This is a genomic window from Criibacterium bergeronii (assembly GCF_001693775.2).
Classification (GTDB): domain Bacteria; phylum Bacillota; class Clostridia; order Peptostreptococcales; family Filifactoraceae; genus Peptoanaerobacter; species Peptoanaerobacter bergeronii.
In genome coordinates this window covers 38,124-54,035 of sequence record NZ_MBEW02000011.1, presented here as the reverse complement: position 1 = coordinate 54,035, position 15,912 = coordinate 38,124, and the positions used below count along the sequence as shown (strand labels likewise).

Annotated in this window: 16 protein-coding genes and 1 pseudogene; 3 read left to right on the top strand and 14 right to left on the bottom strand. The window is 33.9% G+C overall.

The window, feature by feature from the left end:
- Positions 1–1,357: restriction endonuclease subunit S (locus BBG48_RS06530; protein ID WP_116170947.1), on the top strand; the 1,357-nt coding region annotated here is incomplete at its 5' end.
- A gap of 34 nt (positions 1,358–1,391) precedes the next feature.
- Here the strand turns inward: BBG48_RS06530 and BBG48_RS06525 are convergent.
- Positions 1,392–2,201 (bottom strand): tyrosine-type recombinase/integrase, encoded by an 810-nt coding sequence (locus tag BBG48_RS06525; protein WP_068913943.1) that lies wholly within the window; start codon positions 2,199–2,201, stop codon positions 1,392–1,394.
- A 99-nt stretch (positions 2,202–2,300) separates the two neighbouring features.
- Here BBG48_RS06525 and BBG48_RS11525 point away from each other — a divergent pair, with 99 nt between their 5' ends.
- Positions 2,301–2,798, top strand: a complete 498-nt coding sequence (locus BBG48_RS11525; protein ID WP_319946256.1) for a restriction endonuclease subunit S — start codon at positions 2,301–2,303, stop codon at positions 2,796–2,798.
- On the opposite strand, the gene BBG48_RS06515 is transcribed toward BBG48_RS11525, so the two are convergent.
- The 7 genes and pseudogenes from BBG48_RS06515 to BBG48_RS06485 form a co-directional block, all read right to left on the bottom strand.
- Positions 2,791–4,128: a restriction endonuclease subunit S gene (locus BBG48_RS06515; protein ID WP_094754486.1), complete on the bottom strand. Its 1,338-nt coding sequence runs from the start codon at positions 4,126–4,128 to the stop codon at positions 2,791–2,793. The genes BBG48_RS11525 and BBG48_RS06515 overlap by 8 nt on opposite strands.
- Positions 4,129–4,188: 60 nt before the next feature.
- Positions 4,189–4,368 carry a hypothetical protein gene (locus BBG48_RS06510; protein ID WP_068913941.1) on the bottom strand — a complete coding sequence of 60 codons (180 nt, stop codon included), beginning with the start codon at positions 4,366–4,368 and terminating at the stop codon, positions 4,189–4,191.
- Positions 4,365–4,616 (bottom strand): annotated as a pseudogene (locus tag BBG48_RS11445) (TnpV protein); the annotation flags it as partial. The gene BBG48_RS06510 and the pseudogene BBG48_RS11445, both read right to left, overlap by 4 nt.
- Before the next feature lie 277 nt (positions 4,617–4,893).
- The gene (locus BBG48_RS11375) at positions 4,894–5,394 is read right to left on the bottom strand and encodes a sigma 54-interacting transcriptional regulator (protein ID WP_068913940.1); all 501 of its coding nucleotides are present in this window, start codon (positions 5,392–5,394) and stop codon (positions 4,894–4,896) included.
- Positions 5,395–5,573: 179 nt separating this feature from the next.
- Positions 5,574–5,783, bottom strand: coding sequence for a hypothetical protein (locus tag BBG48_RS06495; RefSeq protein ID WP_068913939.1), 210 nt, complete (start codon positions 5,781–5,783; stop codon positions 5,574–5,576).
- A 60-nt stretch (positions 5,784–5,843) separates the two neighbouring features.
- Positions 5,844–6,896: a type II secretion system F family protein gene (locus BBG48_RS06490; protein ID WP_068913938.1), complete on the bottom strand. Its 1,053-nt coding sequence runs from the start codon at positions 6,894–6,896 to the stop codon at positions 5,844–5,846.
- Positions 6,871–8,235 (bottom strand): GspE/PulE family protein, encoded by a 1,365-nt coding sequence (locus BBG48_RS06485; protein ID WP_068913937.1) that lies wholly within the window; start codon positions 8,233–8,235, stop codon positions 6,871–6,873. Before BBG48_RS06485 ends, BBG48_RS06490 begins: the two co-directional genes overlap by 26 nt.
- A 93-nt stretch (positions 8,236–8,328) precedes the next feature.
- Here BBG48_RS06485 and BBG48_RS06480 point away from each other — a divergent pair, with 93 nt between their 5' ends.
- Positions 8,329–9,081, top strand: a complete 753-nt coding sequence (locus BBG48_RS06480; RefSeq protein ID WP_068913936.1) for an NADPH-dependent oxidoreductase — start codon at positions 8,329–8,331, stop codon at positions 9,079–9,081.
- Between the two features lie 399 nt (positions 9,082–9,480).
- Here the strand turns inward: BBG48_RS06480 and BBG48_RS06470 are convergent, their stop codons facing one another.
- From BBG48_RS06470 to BBG48_RS11370, 6 genes are all read right to left on the bottom strand, one after another.
- A complete protein-coding gene (locus BBG48_RS06470) occupies positions 9,481–11,124 on the bottom strand; it encodes a glutamine--tRNA ligase/YqeY domain fusion protein (protein ID WP_068913934.1) in 1,644 nt (547 codons plus the stop codon).
- Between the two features lie 37 nt (positions 11,125–11,161).
- Positions 11,162–12,409, bottom strand: coding sequence for a nickel pincer cofactor biosynthesis protein LarC (gene larC, locus BBG48_RS06465; protein ID WP_094754483.1), 1,248 nt, complete (start codon positions 12,407–12,409; stop codon positions 11,162–11,164).
- A complete protein-coding gene (gene larB / locus BBG48_RS06460) occupies positions 12,406–13,095 on the bottom strand; it encodes a nickel pincer cofactor biosynthesis protein LarB (protein ID WP_068913933.1) in 690 nt (229 codons plus the stop codon). Before larB ends, larC begins: the two co-directional genes overlap by 4 nt.
- Before the next feature lie 140 nt (positions 13,096–13,235).
- A complete protein-coding gene (locus BBG48_RS06455) occupies positions 13,236–14,459 on the bottom strand; it encodes an amidohydrolase (RefSeq protein WP_068913932.1) in 1,224 nt (407 codons plus the stop codon).
- 97 nt (positions 14,460–14,556) lie between these two features.
- A complete protein-coding gene (gene larE / locus BBG48_RS06450) occupies positions 14,557–15,414 on the bottom strand; it encodes an ATP-dependent sacrificial sulfur transferase LarE (protein ID WP_068913931.1) in 858 nt (285 codons plus the stop codon).
- A 170-nt stretch (positions 15,415–15,584) separates the two neighbouring features.
- On the bottom strand, positions 15,585–15,713 hold the full coding sequence (locus BBG48_RS11370) for a hypothetical protein (protein ID WP_274541880.1): 129 nt from the start codon (positions 15,711–15,713) through the stop codon (positions 15,585–15,587).
- Positions 15,714–15,912 lie beyond the last annotated feature (199 nt).

Genomic DNA, 15,912 nt, shown 5'->3' with positions numbered 1-15,912 from the left:
TAATTTACATTATGAGCAGTTTGCGGACGGAAGTGTAAAATGTATCGAAGATGAGATACCATTTGAGCTGCCGGCTGGATGGGTGTGGGCGAGATTATCAATGGTAGGCACAACGAATATTGGCTTAACCTATAAACCAACTGATATATCTGATAGAGGAACAATAGTGCTACGCTCTTGCAACATTAAAAACGGAAAAATAGACTTAGATGATTTGGTACGTGTAAATACACCTATTAAAGAAAATCAATACATAGAAAATAATGATATTTTAATATGTGCTCGAAATGGCAGTAGGGCGTTAGTAGGTAAGTGTGCTTTGCTTGAGGATATACAAGAAAAAACATCTTTTGGTGCTTTTATGGCTGTTTTTCGAACAGAGTGTTACCGATATTTGTATTATTATTTTAATACTTCCTTTTTTAGAAGTTTCTTTGATAGTGATGACTCAAAACAAATTAATCAAGTAACACAAGCAACTTTGAGAGATTCGCTAATACCATTGCCACCATTTTCCGAACAAGTGCGTATTACAGAACAATTAGAAACAACCATAGAAGTATTAGACTTGATTAACGAGCGTGTTGAAGCTACGTCAGAAATAATATCACATATCAAATACAAAATTCTCGACCTTGCTATACAAGGCAAACTTGTTCCTCAGAACCCCGAAGATGAACCAGCTGCTATTCTTCTCGACCGTATACGTGCTGAGAAAGAAGAACTTATCAAATCAGGCAAAATCAAGCGTGATAAAAAGGAATCTGTCATCTTCAAAGGTGAGGATAACTCTTATTATCAAAATGTACCTAACAATTGGTCAATTGCATCGTTATCAGAAATAACTACATCACAACTTTTGAATGATGGCGATTGGATTTTATCCGATAATATGGATTCTGCAGGAGAAGTAAAACTTATTCAACTTGGCTCTGTTGGATTTTTAGAATATATTGACAAAGGATTTAAGTATTTGACCAATGAAATGTTTGAGTATATAAATTGTACTGAAATTCATTCGGGATATATGCTTATTAACAGAATAGTCAGCGATAAAATGACTGTTTGTATATTGCCGGAAATTAGTGGCAAAAAAATAACAACTGTAGATACCTGTTGGGTTGCACCAAAAGAAAATTGGTATAATTTAAAATTTATTCTTTATTCACTTGCTTCACCACAATACCAATCATCAGTTTTATTTTATAGCTCTGGCACAACAAGAAAGCGAATTAGCAAGACTAATTTGATTGCTTTACCTCTTGCCATTCCTCCCCTTGCCGAGCAAAAGCGAATTGTTAAAGCTATTGAAACTATCTTTGCTCAACTTGATGATATTTCAAATGCGATAGCATAACATCAGCCGTCCTCAAACGAGGGCGGCTTAACTTTTACCAAGTTACTATTTTATCAACAAGTGCTTTTTGCTCACTTGCGGTGCGTCTAAGATATATTCTTGTTGTTTCAATACTTTCGTGTCCCATAAGGTCAGCAAGTAAAGCGATATCATTGTATTTCTCAAGAAAATTCTTTGCATAACGATGGCGGAAAGAGTGTGGGTAAACAACTTTTTTATCAAGACCATATTTATCAGCGTAATTTTTTAGCTGCTGTGAAACACCTCTTGTAGTAATTCTTTCACCATAACGATTAAGAAAAAGATAGCCGGAGGAACGATGCGTTTCCTCAAGCCAAGCCAAAGTTTCATTTCTCAATTTTTTCGGTATGTATAATCTTCGTAATTTACCACCTTTCGAATACAAATCAAAATAGCCAAGCTCTACGTGCTCAATTTTAATCTGAATCAATTCGCTTACACGGGCACCGGTTGCGGCAAGATACCACACAACAAAGTACCATTCCATATTTCCGTCTTTCTTTAACTGCTTTTTTAGAAATTTGTAATCTGCATTGCTGATTACGTTTTCAAGAAAATTCTTTTGTTGGACTTTCACCGCTTTCAACTGCAACCGTTCCTTTCCGAGATATTCAAGATATTTGTTCATAGCTTGAATACGAAGATTTACGGTTTTAGGTTTGTAAAACTCCATAAGATACCCCTTGTATGCCAAAAGGTTTTCCTTGCTTATCGTTTCGTAGTGTTCGTGATAGTAGTTCACTGTCCACAGATAAGATGTAATGGTGTTTTCCGAAAGATTACTCTTTCTCAGGTGTTCCTCAAATGTTGCTTGTCCTTTCATAATAAAAGACCTCCGTATATATATTCACGACAAAAAGCCGCAAATATATTATACTTCCCATAAGTCTATGGCTCTTATTATGAGAAGGTCGGGAATAACATTAAAAACATTGCTGATAAAATTCCTTTTGAAATTCCTGAAAGTTGGACATTCGTAAGATTAGAAGATATACTTGATTATGAGCAACCTACACCATATATCGTTAAGTCAATCGATTATAAAGATGATTATCAAACGCCGGTATTAACAGCAGGAAAATCTTTTATAATTGGCTATACAAATGAAACTTACGGAATTAAAACAGAATTGCCTGTAATCATATTTGACGATTTTACAACTGACAGTAAGTATGTTGATTTTCCGTTTAAAGTTAAATCCTCGGCTATGAAAATCCTTACAGCGAAAGAAAAACTTATCAATACTAAATTTGCTTACTATGCTATGCAAGTAGTAGAGTGTGATAATTATAATCATAAGCGTTATTGGATTTCTGAGTTCTCTAAAAAGTTGATTCCCTTACCGCCAAAAAACGAACAAGTTAAAATTGTTAATGCTATAGAAGAATTATACAAATACATAGAACAGAGTCTCAATTGAGGCTCTGTTCTATTATATCAAGCACAACAAAAATTTTGTCTATCACTTCGGATATACGGTTTTGTTCTTCAATCGGTGGCAAAGGAATTTTACAATCATAAATGTTTTCTAAGGACAGATTTGGAATAGCCATTGCAACTTCCTGATGTAACAAATCCTTTTTAATTTTACTCGAATTTATAGCGTAAATTAGATATTTAATATTTACAAATTTCGTAGTTACAAGTCTTACAAGTGCAACTGCCTGATTAGTGTTAAGCGGCAACGCACTTTCAGTAACAATAGCCGTTCTGCCAAGAGTACCTGCAATAGTAATTAAGATATCGTTGCTTTCTAGAATTGAGCGCTTCAGAAAACCAGTATGGGTTTTATCATCAACATACTTTAAGTTATCAAGATTAAGTTTGTCGTATCCTAAAATATTTTCTGCTCTCAAAAATCCAATACCCGATGATGTGTACGAAACATTTCCGCCTCTCGGTGTCGTTCCTTTTGTAATAACTTTCGAAATCATTCCGAGCGATGTCAAAGCCCAATTTGAGGGCAAGTTCTCATAATAAGAGTTATCCTCACCTTTGAAGATGACAGATTCCTTTTTATCACGCTTGATTTTGCCTGCTTTGATGAGTTCTTCTTTTTCAGCACGGATACGGTCGAGAAGAACAGAAGCCGGCTCATCATTTGGGTCTTGCGGAACGAGTTCGCCACGAATAGCAAGGTCAAGAATTTTGGATTTTATCAGAGAAATCTCTCCAACGATAGTTTCTTCGTTGCTCTTTATTGATTCCACAAGTTCAAGTAAATCACTTACTTTACGTGCAATATATTTTTGTTCGTTTATAGGTGGAATAGGAAACATCAAGGATTTTACTAAATCTGAGTTAAGATTATCTACAGTTGAGCCGCCAGCCATAATAGCCATTGTCTGATACATATATTTTGCGCTCAAAGCATAATACAAATAATCTTGATCAAATATTAATTCTATATCACCAATCACAAGCCAACCATCGTGTATGCATCCTTCGGTTTTCAGAATATAAGGACGACCAAAACTCATTGAATTGGTTAATAAAAAGTCTCCGCTTTTTACAAATCTGCTTTTTGATACACCTTCAGGTTTGATTCTTTCTTTTGTTGAAAAAATATATTTACCATCTTTTTCTGTGTCACCGATTTTTATCCAATTCACTCCTTTAGCATCGTTAGTTAAAAATGCTTTTATAGGACGTGGTGAACCTCCACGCGCAATTGTAGAAATGTTACCTAAACGTTCCCACTCCCACCCATCCGGCACTTCAAACGGTATCTCATCCTCAATACATTTCACCGTTGCGTCCGCAAACTGCTCATAATGTAAATTACATCAACCATATTTGGGTCTTAGGGTCTAACGATAACCGTTTTGGATAAACCATCCACAAATGGTCTGCTCGCTAAGATTAAGTAGAACATCATCAACACAGTCCGTATATTTGCCCGCCGAGATAAGAGCGTTTTTCTCTGAAATAAGGCTTTCAATTATTAGTTTTCTTTCTTCCGATGTAAGATAAATATGATACTTTCTCATACAAATATCACTTCCGTGTTAACGATTTCACTTGCTCGATTTCGGATGTTATTCATCTCCTGAACCCATAACATCATATCTTTGGCTTTCAGACTTTCTGTAACATTTTCTTTCTCGGCAAGTGATTTTACAAGCTGCTGAAACATTTCTTCAGCTCGTGTATCTATCTCTTTGAGGTGTTTGTTGAGGGTACCTTTGGTCAAATAGTTGTAGTAAATAATGCGATGATTTTCTTTCAGATATCTGCGGTATCGCTGTCCTCACATACCAATTTCAAACTGTTCTTCTTTTGGTAGTGCCAGTGTGGGAAGCCTGTAATCACAGTTCGTTTTATAAGTTCCACCAAGATTTTCATAAATAGATTTCATTGAAAAATCCTCCTTTGTTTTTGTGTAATTACATTTTACAAAAGATTTTTCAAAAAAACCAATGTGCCGATTGCAGAAAAATAGACACCAACCAATTTGGTCAGTGCCTATTTTCACCCTTGCAATGCCGATTTTACTGTATTTTTAGAATATTTCCTTATAAACACTCAGCATTTGCAAGCTCCATTTTACCAATTTTTCCAAAGTTTTCTACTCCGGTAATTCCTCCTTCATATCCAAAAAGCTCGGTTTCCAGCAAGCTTTCCGGTATTGCAGAGCAATTTACTGTCACGAAAGGATTTTCTTTTCTTTTGCTTGCGTTATGAATGGCTCTTGCCAATAGTTCTTTTCCTGTACCGGTTTCAGCTGTAATAAGTATGTTTGAGTCTGAGTTTGCAACTGCTTTTGCTCTCTGCTTTAAACTTATAAATGTTGGATTTTCTCCAATTAGACTATCAAATGTAGTTTCAAATGACGCATCTCTATACCTTGCGGCTGACCGTTGTAGATTGACAGAGTCCTTATAGCTGCCTATCAATGACACCAATTCATCACCCTTGTAGACTTTTGTTATTTGTGAAGAAATTATTTTCTTTTCACTTTCTTTGTTTTTATAGACTTCTTCTTCTATTATCAAGTCACAGCCATAACCATTCATTGCTTTTTCTAAGATGCTGTTTTGCCAAATGTCTTTTATATGTGTTTTTTCTATGTCAATATCTTTTCTATCAATAGTAATACTAACCTACATAAGAAAGTGTAGTATTAGTTTTCATTGTAAAAATTTTTGCATAAGGTAGTAGCATAAAATTCTTTTCAATATGTATGCTACAATTTTCAAAGTAAACTAGTATAAGTATACTGTTTTTTATGCACCATTGCATATTCAAATACTGAATTAGTCGGTATTTTTGTCCCAATCTTCTTCTCAAATTCTCCAGTAGCTGCAATTCTTATATAACTATTATTGGCAATAGTTACATGACAACCTGTTGTTTCAAGTATCGCATAAGAAATTCTCTGTGTAAAATCATATATTCTATTCATACCTTAACCCTTCAAATAAAACAATTGTATCCCTATTTCATTGTATACTCGTTTAAATTACTATTGTATTGAAGAAAAGTTGGCAGAAATAAGCGGTAATATCACAAAAATTACTACAAATCCGATTGTAACAGCAATTATAAAGACCAGTGCCGGCTCAAGTAGCTTTGTGATTTTTGATATTTTATCAGTCAGCTCTTTAAAATAAATATCTGAAAGCATTTTTAGGCTCTCTTCCATTGTGCCGGTTTTTTCTCCTATATCTAAAAAATAGCTGATTTTGTTTTGCTTTAAATCCAAATTATCAATAGCCTCTTTTATGGAATTGCCCTCTTTAACAGAACCATAAAATTTGTTCAGTTTTAATTTTATTGACTTGGATTTTATCTGCTCTATCAGTAAATCTGTGGCTCTCAAAATATCGATGCCTGATGAAATTAGTAAGTAATACGTCCATAAAACGTAGGCGTAGCTATAGGAGTTTGCTAAATCTGATATAATGGGCAAATTTATATCCTGTAGATTTTTATTTTCTAACCTTAAATTTACAAGTAAAAATATTATAAAAACAAGTGTAATAAATAGGACTGTTGCCTGCAAAAAATATTTTGTAGTAAAAGCCGACACGCCCATTAAAATATGTGTAATTGCCGGTAACTGCACATCACTGCCCTGATACATAGTCGCTACTGATGGTATAAAGCTAAAATTTATGTAACAAATCAATGCAAATATTGCTAATATCAATACTGATGGATAAGCAAAAGCCTTTTTGACCTTGTTTTTTGTTTCATCAGCTATCTTAAAATAATCCGCCAGCCTTTCAAATGCGATATCAAGTCTGCCAGTTTCCTCTCCCACTGTCACAACTGCATATGACGTTTGTGAAAATTTATTAGTGTTTTGCAAAGCCTCACACATAGATTTTCCACCTGAAATGTCATTTTTTATACCGGTAACAAATTTTTTATCGTTTTGTAAAATTAAATCCAAAGAGTCAACTAAATTAAATGATGTCCTTGCAATTTTTGATAAAGAGTCAAAAAATTCGTACTGCTCATAAAAGCTTAGCTTTTTTTCTTTAGGCTTAAATATACTTTGAAATTTCTTCAACTGATGCCTCTCCTTTTTCAAGCATATTTAAAAGATGTTCTTTTAAAGTTTTAATATTTATTTTTTGATAAGTCAGCTCATTATTTTTGATTAAATTTTTAACCTCTTGATTTAGCTCTAATATTTCAAATATGGCTTTTTGGCTAAAATATCCTGTGCCAAAGCAATTTTTGCAGTGAGATGACTTAAAATATGTCTGTCCTGCTTTTAGTCCAAGATACTCATTATTTTTCTCCAGTGTATACTCTATTTTGCAGTCAGGACAAAGCTGTCTAACCAGCCTTTGAGAGATTATTAATGACAATGAAGATATTATCTCATAAGGCTCAATCCCTAAGTCAAGCAATCTGCCTATAGCAGATATGCTTGAATTTGTGTGCATAGTCGACAAAACTAGATGCCCTGTATTTGATGCACGAATGGCAAGTCTAGCCGTCATTTCGTCTCTTATTTCCCCAATATTTATGATTTCAGGGTCTTGTCTAAGCACAAATTTTAAAATATTTTCCACTTCAATACTTTTTGCATGGGAAATTTGTATCTGTGTCACGCCATCTAGCTTGTATTCCACCGGGTCTTCTATGGAAATGATGTTTTTTGAGCCGTCATTTAAATAGTGCATCATTGTAAATAATGTAGTTGATTTTCCTGAGCCTGTCGGACCTGTGACTAAGATTAGACCGCTATTTTTATTTATGTGTTTTTTGATTATTTCCTGCTGTGTTATATCCAAGCTTATGTCATCAAATCTATATATGTGCTTGGTATTTCCAAGTATTCTTATGTCAATTTTTTCGCCATCTACTGTCGGCACTATGGAAACTCTAAAATCGTTTCTGTCAAATGTAAATCTCCCCTCTGTAGGTGCAATCGTACGACTTATGTCAAGTCCACAGCTTAATTTTATAATTCTAATCAGTGTATTTGTCTGTTCCTTTGTTATTTGTGAATATGTTCTTAACTGCCCGTTTATTCTCAGCTTTATCATGCAGTTAGATGTATTATCAAAAATATGTATATCACTTGCGTCTATATATAAAGCCTTTTTTACTATATGCTCAAAAAACTCCTTTGCCCCTTTAGAAATAGCTGTATCAAACTCATTTTTCAGCTCCTCATCTAATCTTATCATGCTGTAGTATTCTTCAAACATCTTATCAAAGTTGAATTTTTTATCATAGATTAGCTGTATATTTTCTCCGAATTTTTTTATTAACTCATTTAAAAAATCAAAATTCTTCGATTTATCTAAATCTTTACATAACAGTATTTCTACTCCTTTTCTTTTATCAAATGGCACAATGTTATATTTTTTTGCGTCATCAAAGGTTATTTGCATTGATATCCCTCTTTATAATTTTATGTATAAAAAAATTCAAAATGTGGTATATAATATTATACACAAAATAATTCTTAATTAAAAGGAGTAAATATGAACTCTGCAAACGAAACTATAATGTCAATGCTTAATCATAGAACTATTAGAAAATTTAAAAATGATGAACTCCCTGAAGACTTAGTCCAAACTCTACTGGATGTAGCTAATATGTCACCTACTTCCACCGGTATGCAGACCTGCTCAATCATTAGAGTAACAGACCTTGAGATAAAAAAAGAACTTGCTACAGTTGGAGGTCAAGCCTATCTAAAAGACTCTCCTGTATTTTTTGTATTTGTGGCAGATTTATTCAGAAACTATATGATTGCCAAAGAGCAAGGCAAAGAAAGTAACGCTTTAGTCGATGCTGACAGATTTTTGCAAGCTTTCACTGATGCAGTAATTTCTGCTCAAAGCGTAGCTGTAGCCGCAGAGTCACTTGGTCTTGGTACAAATTATTTTGGCTGTATCCACAATGACCCTAAAAAAATAATTGACTTGTTAAAATTACCAAAATATACTTTTCCCGCTACAGCACTGGGCATAGGATATAAAGACCAAGAGCCTATGCAAAAGCCTAGAATGGATAAAAGTATGAAATATTTTGAAAATGAATACAATGTCTTTGACAATTACCTAAAGGAAATAGCTGATTTTGACAAGGTAATGCAGGATTATTATGACCTAAGAGAGCATGGCAAACGCTCAGATAAATTCAGTGAGCAAGTTGTAACAAAATTTAACAAAACTAGAGAAAATAGAGCAAACGTGTTTAAAATAATTAAACAGCAGGGGATTATAATCTAATGAATACCAGTAATAAATATAAGCTTTTAAGTATAATACTTATAATTATTTTAGCAGTTCTTTTATACATCGATAATATTACTTTAATATGCGTTTACTCAATTCTAGTCATAAGCACTTTTTTAATCATAAAAAAACAAGGTAAAATGCCAAATTATAAATATTCAAGCATTTACTTTTTTGGCACAATTCTTTGCACTATATCAGGTACTCGCTATAGTGACACAAGAAATATTTACTGGCTAATTTGCTTTTTATTATTAGCAATTCTTATTGTGCTTACTCAAAAAGAAAAAAATTAATAAGAGCATAAAAAATAGACAAATGGAATTAAAGCAATTACATTTGTCTATTTTTGTTTTAAGCTATGAAAAAATGGAATTTACTGGATGCCAATTCTTATTTTTTGTTAAAGTTATCTTTTAATCCTACTATTTCGTTAAATACTAAATGCTCTTTTGTAGAGTCTCTATCCAAAATATAGTATCCGTTTCTAATAAACTGAAATCTGTCGCCGACTTTTGCCTCTTCAATTGTTCTTTCTATTATGCAATTGTCATTTACGTTTATAGAGTTTTCGTTGTATTCGTATTCGCCGGTTTCTTCATTCATTTTGAATAAATAATCGTATTGTCTGACTTCTGCTTTTACAAATTCTTTTGCAGATACGAAATGGATTGTGCCCTTTACTTTTCTACCGGTAAAGCCTGTGCCTGATTTTGTTTCAGGGTCATAAGTTCCATGGATTACTGTTACGTTTCCATTTTCGTCTTTTTCAAAGCTTGTGCATTTTACGAAATAAGCGTTTCTTAATCTTACTTCGTTACCTACGAAAAATCTGTAGTATTTTTTAGGCGGATTTTCTTCAAAGTCACTGCGTTCTATATATAATTCTTTTGAAAAGGCGATTTTTCTTGTGCCTAGTGTTTCATTTTCCATGTTGTTTTCTGCGTCAAGATATTCTACTTCGCCCTCAGGGTAGTTGTCTATGATTAATTTTATCGGGTCAAGGATTGCCATTCGAATTTCTGCTTTGCCTTTTAAGTCGTCTCTTATTGCGTGCTCCAGCTGTGCGATATCTACTGTGGAATTTGCTTTTGCTATGCCTATTTCTTCTGCAAAGTTTCTAATAGACTCAGGTGTATAACCTCTTCTTCTTATACCTGAAATTGTAGACATTCTTGGGTCGTCCCAGCCGCTCACTTTTCCTTCTTCGACTAATCTTCTTAGCAATCTTTTGCTCATCACCATATTTGTCAGGTCAAGTCTAGCAAATTCTATCTGTGTCGGAGGCATTTCAAATTCTGTTTCTTGCACTGCCCAGTTGTAAAATGGTCTATGTTCTTCAAACTCAAGTGTGCATAGTGAATGTGTGATACCCTCTATTGCATCTTCTAGCGGGTGAGCGTAGTCATACATTGGATAGATACACCATTTGTCACCCGTTCTGTGGTGGCTTGAGTGAAGTATTCTGTATATTACAGGGTCTCTCATATATATGTTTGGAGAGCTCATGTCGATTTTTGCTCTAAGTGTCATTTGTCCGTCTTGAAATTCACCGTTTTTCATTCTTTCAAATAAATCTAGGCTTTCTTCGATAGGTCTGTCTCTATATGGCGAATTTTTTCCCGGAGTGTTGAAATCTCCCTTATACTCTTTCATTTGCTCAGCGTTAAGCTCGTCAACGTAGGCTTTGCCTTTTTTGATTAGTTTTACTGCCAATTCATACATGGTGTCAAAATAATCTGACGCGTAGTGCATTTCGTCCCATTTAAAGCCAAGCCATTTGATGTCCTCTTGTATGGAGTCAACATATTCCACGTCTTCTTTTACCGGGTTTGTATCATCAAATCTTAGGTTGCATTTGCCGCCGTATTTTAGTGCTGTCATAAAGTTTAAGCAGATTGCCTTTGCGTGGCCTATATGTAGGTATCCGTTAGGCTCAGGCGGAAATCTTGTGTAAACTTTGTTGTTATACTTGCCTGTTTTGTTGTCCTCGTCAATTTTATCGTGGATAAAATTGTTCATAATAATTTCTTCCATTATTTTTCCCCTTAGTAGATTTTATCTAAATTAATTTTTAGTTAATAAATAATCCTGCTTTTTTTAAATATTCGTTTATTATTATATCATAAGTTTTCTTAATTGGTAAATCCAACTTTTCTGATAATAATTTTGCTGACTCATATTCCGGATAAATGTAGCTTTCATTTTCAAAAAATGCCACTTTTACAAATAGCTCCAAGCCATTATAGACAAAGCTTTCTATTTCTCTTTGCAACATATCTCTTTGAACGTCATATTTTCTTACTCCAATAGTAGTGGTTTGTCTAAAAATTATCCCCTCTACCTTAGCTACATCATTTTTATTGCAAAGGACTGAAAGCTTGTAGGCAGGTCTATTTTTTTTCATATAAATTGGTGTGTAAAATGCGTCTAGGCAGATATCCTGCAATTTTTCCATTAGATAGCCAAGTATTTCAGAACAGCAGTCGTCTATGTTTGTTTCTATCATTTGTAGGTCAACGCTTTTTGCCGTTTTTATTGTGCTATCATTTTCCTCTTCTTGCAAGATAATCGCTCTTAAAATATTTGTTGTTTTTGAAAAATTTTTATTTCCTGCTCCCAGTCCAATTTTTTTGGGTGTATATGATGTAATTTGTTTTTTATTTGCAAAATTTGCCAGTATCGCTGCTCCTGTAGGGGTTATGTGCTCTCCTATTTCATCAATTATATTTATTTTAATTCCATGCTCTGATGCTATATTTATTACAGCAGGCACCGGTACCGGCATATTCCCATGAGCACATTTGACAAAGCCTGTTCCCTCGTAAATTTGTGAGCTGTAAATTTCACTTACTCCCAAATCCTCTAGCAATACGCAAGTCCCAACTATATCTATTATGGAGTCAACTGCTCCAACCTCATGGAAGTGAACCTCATTTATATCTACACCATGAGCCTTTGACTCTGCAACTGCAATTATATGAAAAATATTTTTTGCATTTTGCTTTACATAATCTGATAAATCTGTACTGTCTATTATTTGATAAACTTTTTCAAGGTTTGTGTGAGAATGTTCGTGGTGATGATGTCCATGACTGCATTTGTGGTTGTGTTCATGCTCTTTAGTTTCTAAAATCACGTCAAAATTATACGCAGCTATGCCATTTTTTTTAACTCTGTCAAAAACAAGCTCATATTTTTCTTGTATGTCTAAGGAGTTTATTGCATGAATTAATTTTTCCTTGCTTGCTCCTAGGTCAAGCAGTGAGCCTATAACCATATCTCCTGCAATTCCTGAATACGCCTCAAAATAAATTTTCAATTTCTTGCCTCCTCTATTAGCCTGTTAATCTGAGCCGCATTGTAAGCTGCTCCGTATCCATTATCAATATTTACCACGTTTATACCCTCACTGCAAGAGTTTATCATTGTAAGCAGAGTTGCAACGCCTTTTAAATTTGCTCCATAGCCAACAGATGTCGGCACACAAATTACCGGCTTGTCTACAAGTCCGGCAATCACTGTGGCTAGTGCTCCCTCCATACCGGCTACTGCTATTATTACATTTGCTTTTTTTATTTCCTCTATTTTTGACAAGAGCCTGTGAATTCCGGAAACTCCCACATCATAAAAGGTGTTTACATTTGCTCCAAAAAATTGTGCTGTAATTCTTGCCTCTTCACAAACTGCGATGTCACTTGTACCTCCTGAGCAAATTGAAATTAGTCCTCTTTTTTCTTTTTTTTCAAACTCTATTCTCATTGTTGATGAAATTTCATCAATTATTACCTGTGTATATTTTGATTTTATCAAATCCATTTGAGCCTTTGTTGCTCTAGTTGCAAGTATATTTTCTTTTTTTTGATAAAACAGGTCAAAAATTTTTAACAGATGCTCGTCAGTTTTTCCACCGGCAAAAATTACCTCAGGAAATTTTCGTCTGTTTTTTCTATCAAAATCTATTTTTGCAAAGCCGATATCCTCATAACCATTATTTGTTTCTTGCATATTTTCCTCTAGTTAAATTCACAATCTAAAATAATATTTATTATACTCTATTAGAAAAAATATTTCCATATATTGCTAGAAAAACCAAGCTTAAAAAAGAATACAACCTTTTACATTGTATCCTTTTTATATATTGCATATTATATATTTTTCCCAAGATAAGAAAGTGTGGCTACTACTGCTGCTTTTACTCCAGTTTCAAGAGTTGGGTGCATATCAGGTGCAAAGGCAGGATTGTGGTTTGGCACGATTTTACTTTCAGCTTTAAATCCGCCTAACCCCCAATATACATAAGGTGTGCCTAGAGCAGTTGGTATATTTGAAAAATCTTCAGATGCTGTCATAGGCTTATAATCGTCTACAACATTTTCTTCCCCAAGATATTTTTTAAATATTTCAATCAAATCTTTAGCTATTTGCTCATCATTTATTGTTGCCGGATATAAATTATATATTTTAAATTCAGGTGCTTTAGGAGAATTACTTGCCTCACATTCTGCGATTGTTATTCTTTTTATTGAGGAAATCAGGTGTTCTCTTATTTCATCGCTAAAGGCTCTGATATTTATCCTTATTACCGCCTCTTCCGGTATTATATTTGAAACTGTGCCAGCATTTAACGCTCCAACTGTCACCACTGCAAAATCAAATGGATTTATTTCTCTTGCAACTATCCCTTGCAATCTCATAACTATTGAAGCGGCTAAGACAACTGTGTCTATACCCATGTGTGGCATTGAACCATGAGAGCCTTTACCGTAAACTTTAATGTCAATTGATGCTGCTGTGGATAAAAATTGCCCTTTGCATACTCCAACTTGTCCGGATACAGGAGTAGTTAAAACGTGCTGACCAAAAGCAACATCGGGATGAGGAATTTTATCTTTCAGACCTGCATCTATCATACCTTTCGCACCTGAGCCGACCTCTTCTGCCGGTTGGAAAAGTGCAATATATGTTCCTGTCCATAAATCCTTGTGCTCAGCCATGATTTGTGCCGCTCCTACGCCGGCTGTCACATGAAAATCATGTCCGCAAGCGTGCATTACCGGCACAATTTCTCCGTTTTCATTTTTTGCCACTTCTTTAGATGCGTAAGGTAGACCTGTCATTTCCTTTACCGGCAGTGCGTCCATATCCGCTCTGAATAAGACTGTTTTGCCATCACCATTTTTTAGTACGCCAACAACTCCTCCACCTATTTCAATAACATCGTAGCCAAAAGATATTAATTTTTCTTTTACTAAATTTGCAGTATCATTTTCCTGCATTGGTAGCTCAGGGTGAGAGTGTAAGTGCTTGTAAAGCTCCTCTTGCTGCTTTGAAATTTCTTTTATTGAATTAAAAATTTTTTCGATTTGCATTTTGTCTCCCCTATTAAATCAAAGTATATTTTAGTAAAGTGTTATATATATATTTACAAAAATATTTTATTTAATCAAATGCCCATAGCTTGTTAAACTATTCGTCCATACTTCCCGAACGAAAACCTCTCGCATCTATTGTCGTATATTTAAATCCTGCCCGCTCAAAATCAGGAATTAAATTATTAATTTTTTCTGCTAAAAAAGCAAGCTTGTCTTTGTCTACCTCTACCCTCGCAATATCGCCATGTACTCTAACCCTAACATTGTAAATGCCTAGACTTTTTATTTTACCTTCAAGCTCCTCAATCTTGTCAAACTGTAAAAAATCGACCTTTGTATCATAAGGATATCTAGTGAGCATACAAGGGGCAGACGCTCTGTTTGCAACAGAAATTTCTAATTTTTTCGCAAATTCTCTTACTTCATTTTTAGTGAACCCACATTCTTCAAGCGGGCTAATCACTCCAAGCTCCTTTGCGGCAATACTGCCAGGTCTGTAGTTATCCTTGTCATCAAAATTTGAGCCATCTATGACATATTTAAGAGAGTATTTAGATTTTTCTTCAAAAATTCTTGAAAATAAATCATTTTTGCAATAGTAGCACCTCATTTTGTCATTGGAAAGTATTTTTGGATTTGTAATTTCATTCACATTTATGACAACCTGCTTTACACCAAAATCATCGCAGATACTTTTTGCTATTTTTAAATCATTTTTTGGATTTAAAATGGTGTTCAAGGTGAATGCAACAAGCTTTAAATCCTTTTTAATGTCAGACCTTTCATTATAAAATTTTTCATCACTAAAATTTTTTTCATTATCTAAAATATCTTTTGCAGCTTTAAGTATTAAAGTGCTGTCAACCCCGCCTGAAAAGGCAACAGCAACTCCATCAGGCATAAGTTTTTTTATAAATTCAATTAAGCTTTCCTCTTTTTCAGTATATTTCATAAATGCCTCTGTTTTATTTATCCAAACCAACATATTGATAATCTTGAAATTTTTATTAATAGCATTTTATATTATTCTAAAATACCATTTATCAGTCGAACAAACCGAAGTTTTGTAAACTCAATTTCCTTTGTATCCTATCAATAAATTATTCTAATAACCGCGATAGTTTATTCACCATTTTTTGCTATCTGCTCTATTGATTTTATCTGCTCTAGATAGTCTTTTTCAACTTGTGTGAGGTTTTTTTGCTGATATTTTTTATATTCTTCATTGTACAGTATTATACTATTACTCATTCTTTGCTCCGATTTATCCGTAGTAAACTTGGATTTATAAAGGTGTTTATAGTTTCTTCTTTTCATATTTTTCTTTTATGTCCAAAAAATATACCTTTTTCTGCCAAGCTACTCAAAAGAATTGTTTCCGGAAATATTTTCAAGCAATATTTCAAAATCTAATCTGATATCATAAATTCTCCCACACAAAAAAATTCAA

What these genes read in the sequence shown, in the direction of transcription:
- BBG48_RS06480 (WP_068913936.1), top strand. Translation starts at nt 8,329, where the DNA reads ATGAACTCTGCAAACGAAACTATAATGTCAATGCTTAATCATAGAACT.
- BBG48_RS06470 (WP_068913934.1), bottom strand. Translation starts at nt 11,124, where the DNA reads ATGGAAGAAATTATTATGAACAATTTTATCCACGATAAAATTGACGAG.
- BBG48_RS11370 (WP_274541880.1), bottom strand. Translation starts at nt 15,713, where the DNA reads ATGAGTAATAGTATAATACTGTACAATGAAGAATATAAAAAATATCAG.
- BBG48_RS11375 (WP_068913940.1), bottom strand. Translation starts at nt 5,394, where the DNA reads ATGAATGGTTATGGCTGTGACTTGATAATAGAAGAAGAAGTCTATAAA.
- BBG48_RS06455 (WP_068913932.1), bottom strand. Translation starts at nt 14,459, where the DNA reads ATGCAAATCGAAAAAATTTTTAATTCAATAAAAGAAATTTCAAAGCAG.
- BBG48_RS06495 (WP_068913939.1), bottom strand. Translation starts at nt 5,783, where the DNA reads ATGAATAGAATATATGATTTTACACAGAGAATTTCTTATGCGATACTT.
- BBG48_RS06510 (WP_068913941.1), bottom strand. Translation starts at nt 4,368, where the DNA reads ATGAGAAAGTATCATATTTATCTTACATCGGAAGAAAGAAAACTAATA.
- BBG48_RS06525 (WP_068913943.1), bottom strand. Translation starts at nt 2,201, where the DNA reads ATGAAAGGACAAGCAACATTTGAGGAACACCTGAGAAAGAGTAATCTT.
- larE (WP_068913931.1), bottom strand. Translation starts at nt 15,414, where the DNA reads ATGAAATATACTGAAAAAGAGGAAAGCTTAATTGAATTTATAAAAAAA.
- BBG48_RS06485 (WP_068913937.1), bottom strand. Translation starts at nt 8,235, where the DNA reads ATGCAAATAACCTTTGATGACGCAAAAAAATATAACATTGTGCCATTT.
- larB (WP_068913933.1), bottom strand. Translation starts at nt 13,095, where the DNA reads ATGCAAGAAACAAATAATGGTTATGAGGATATCGGCTTTGCAAAAATA.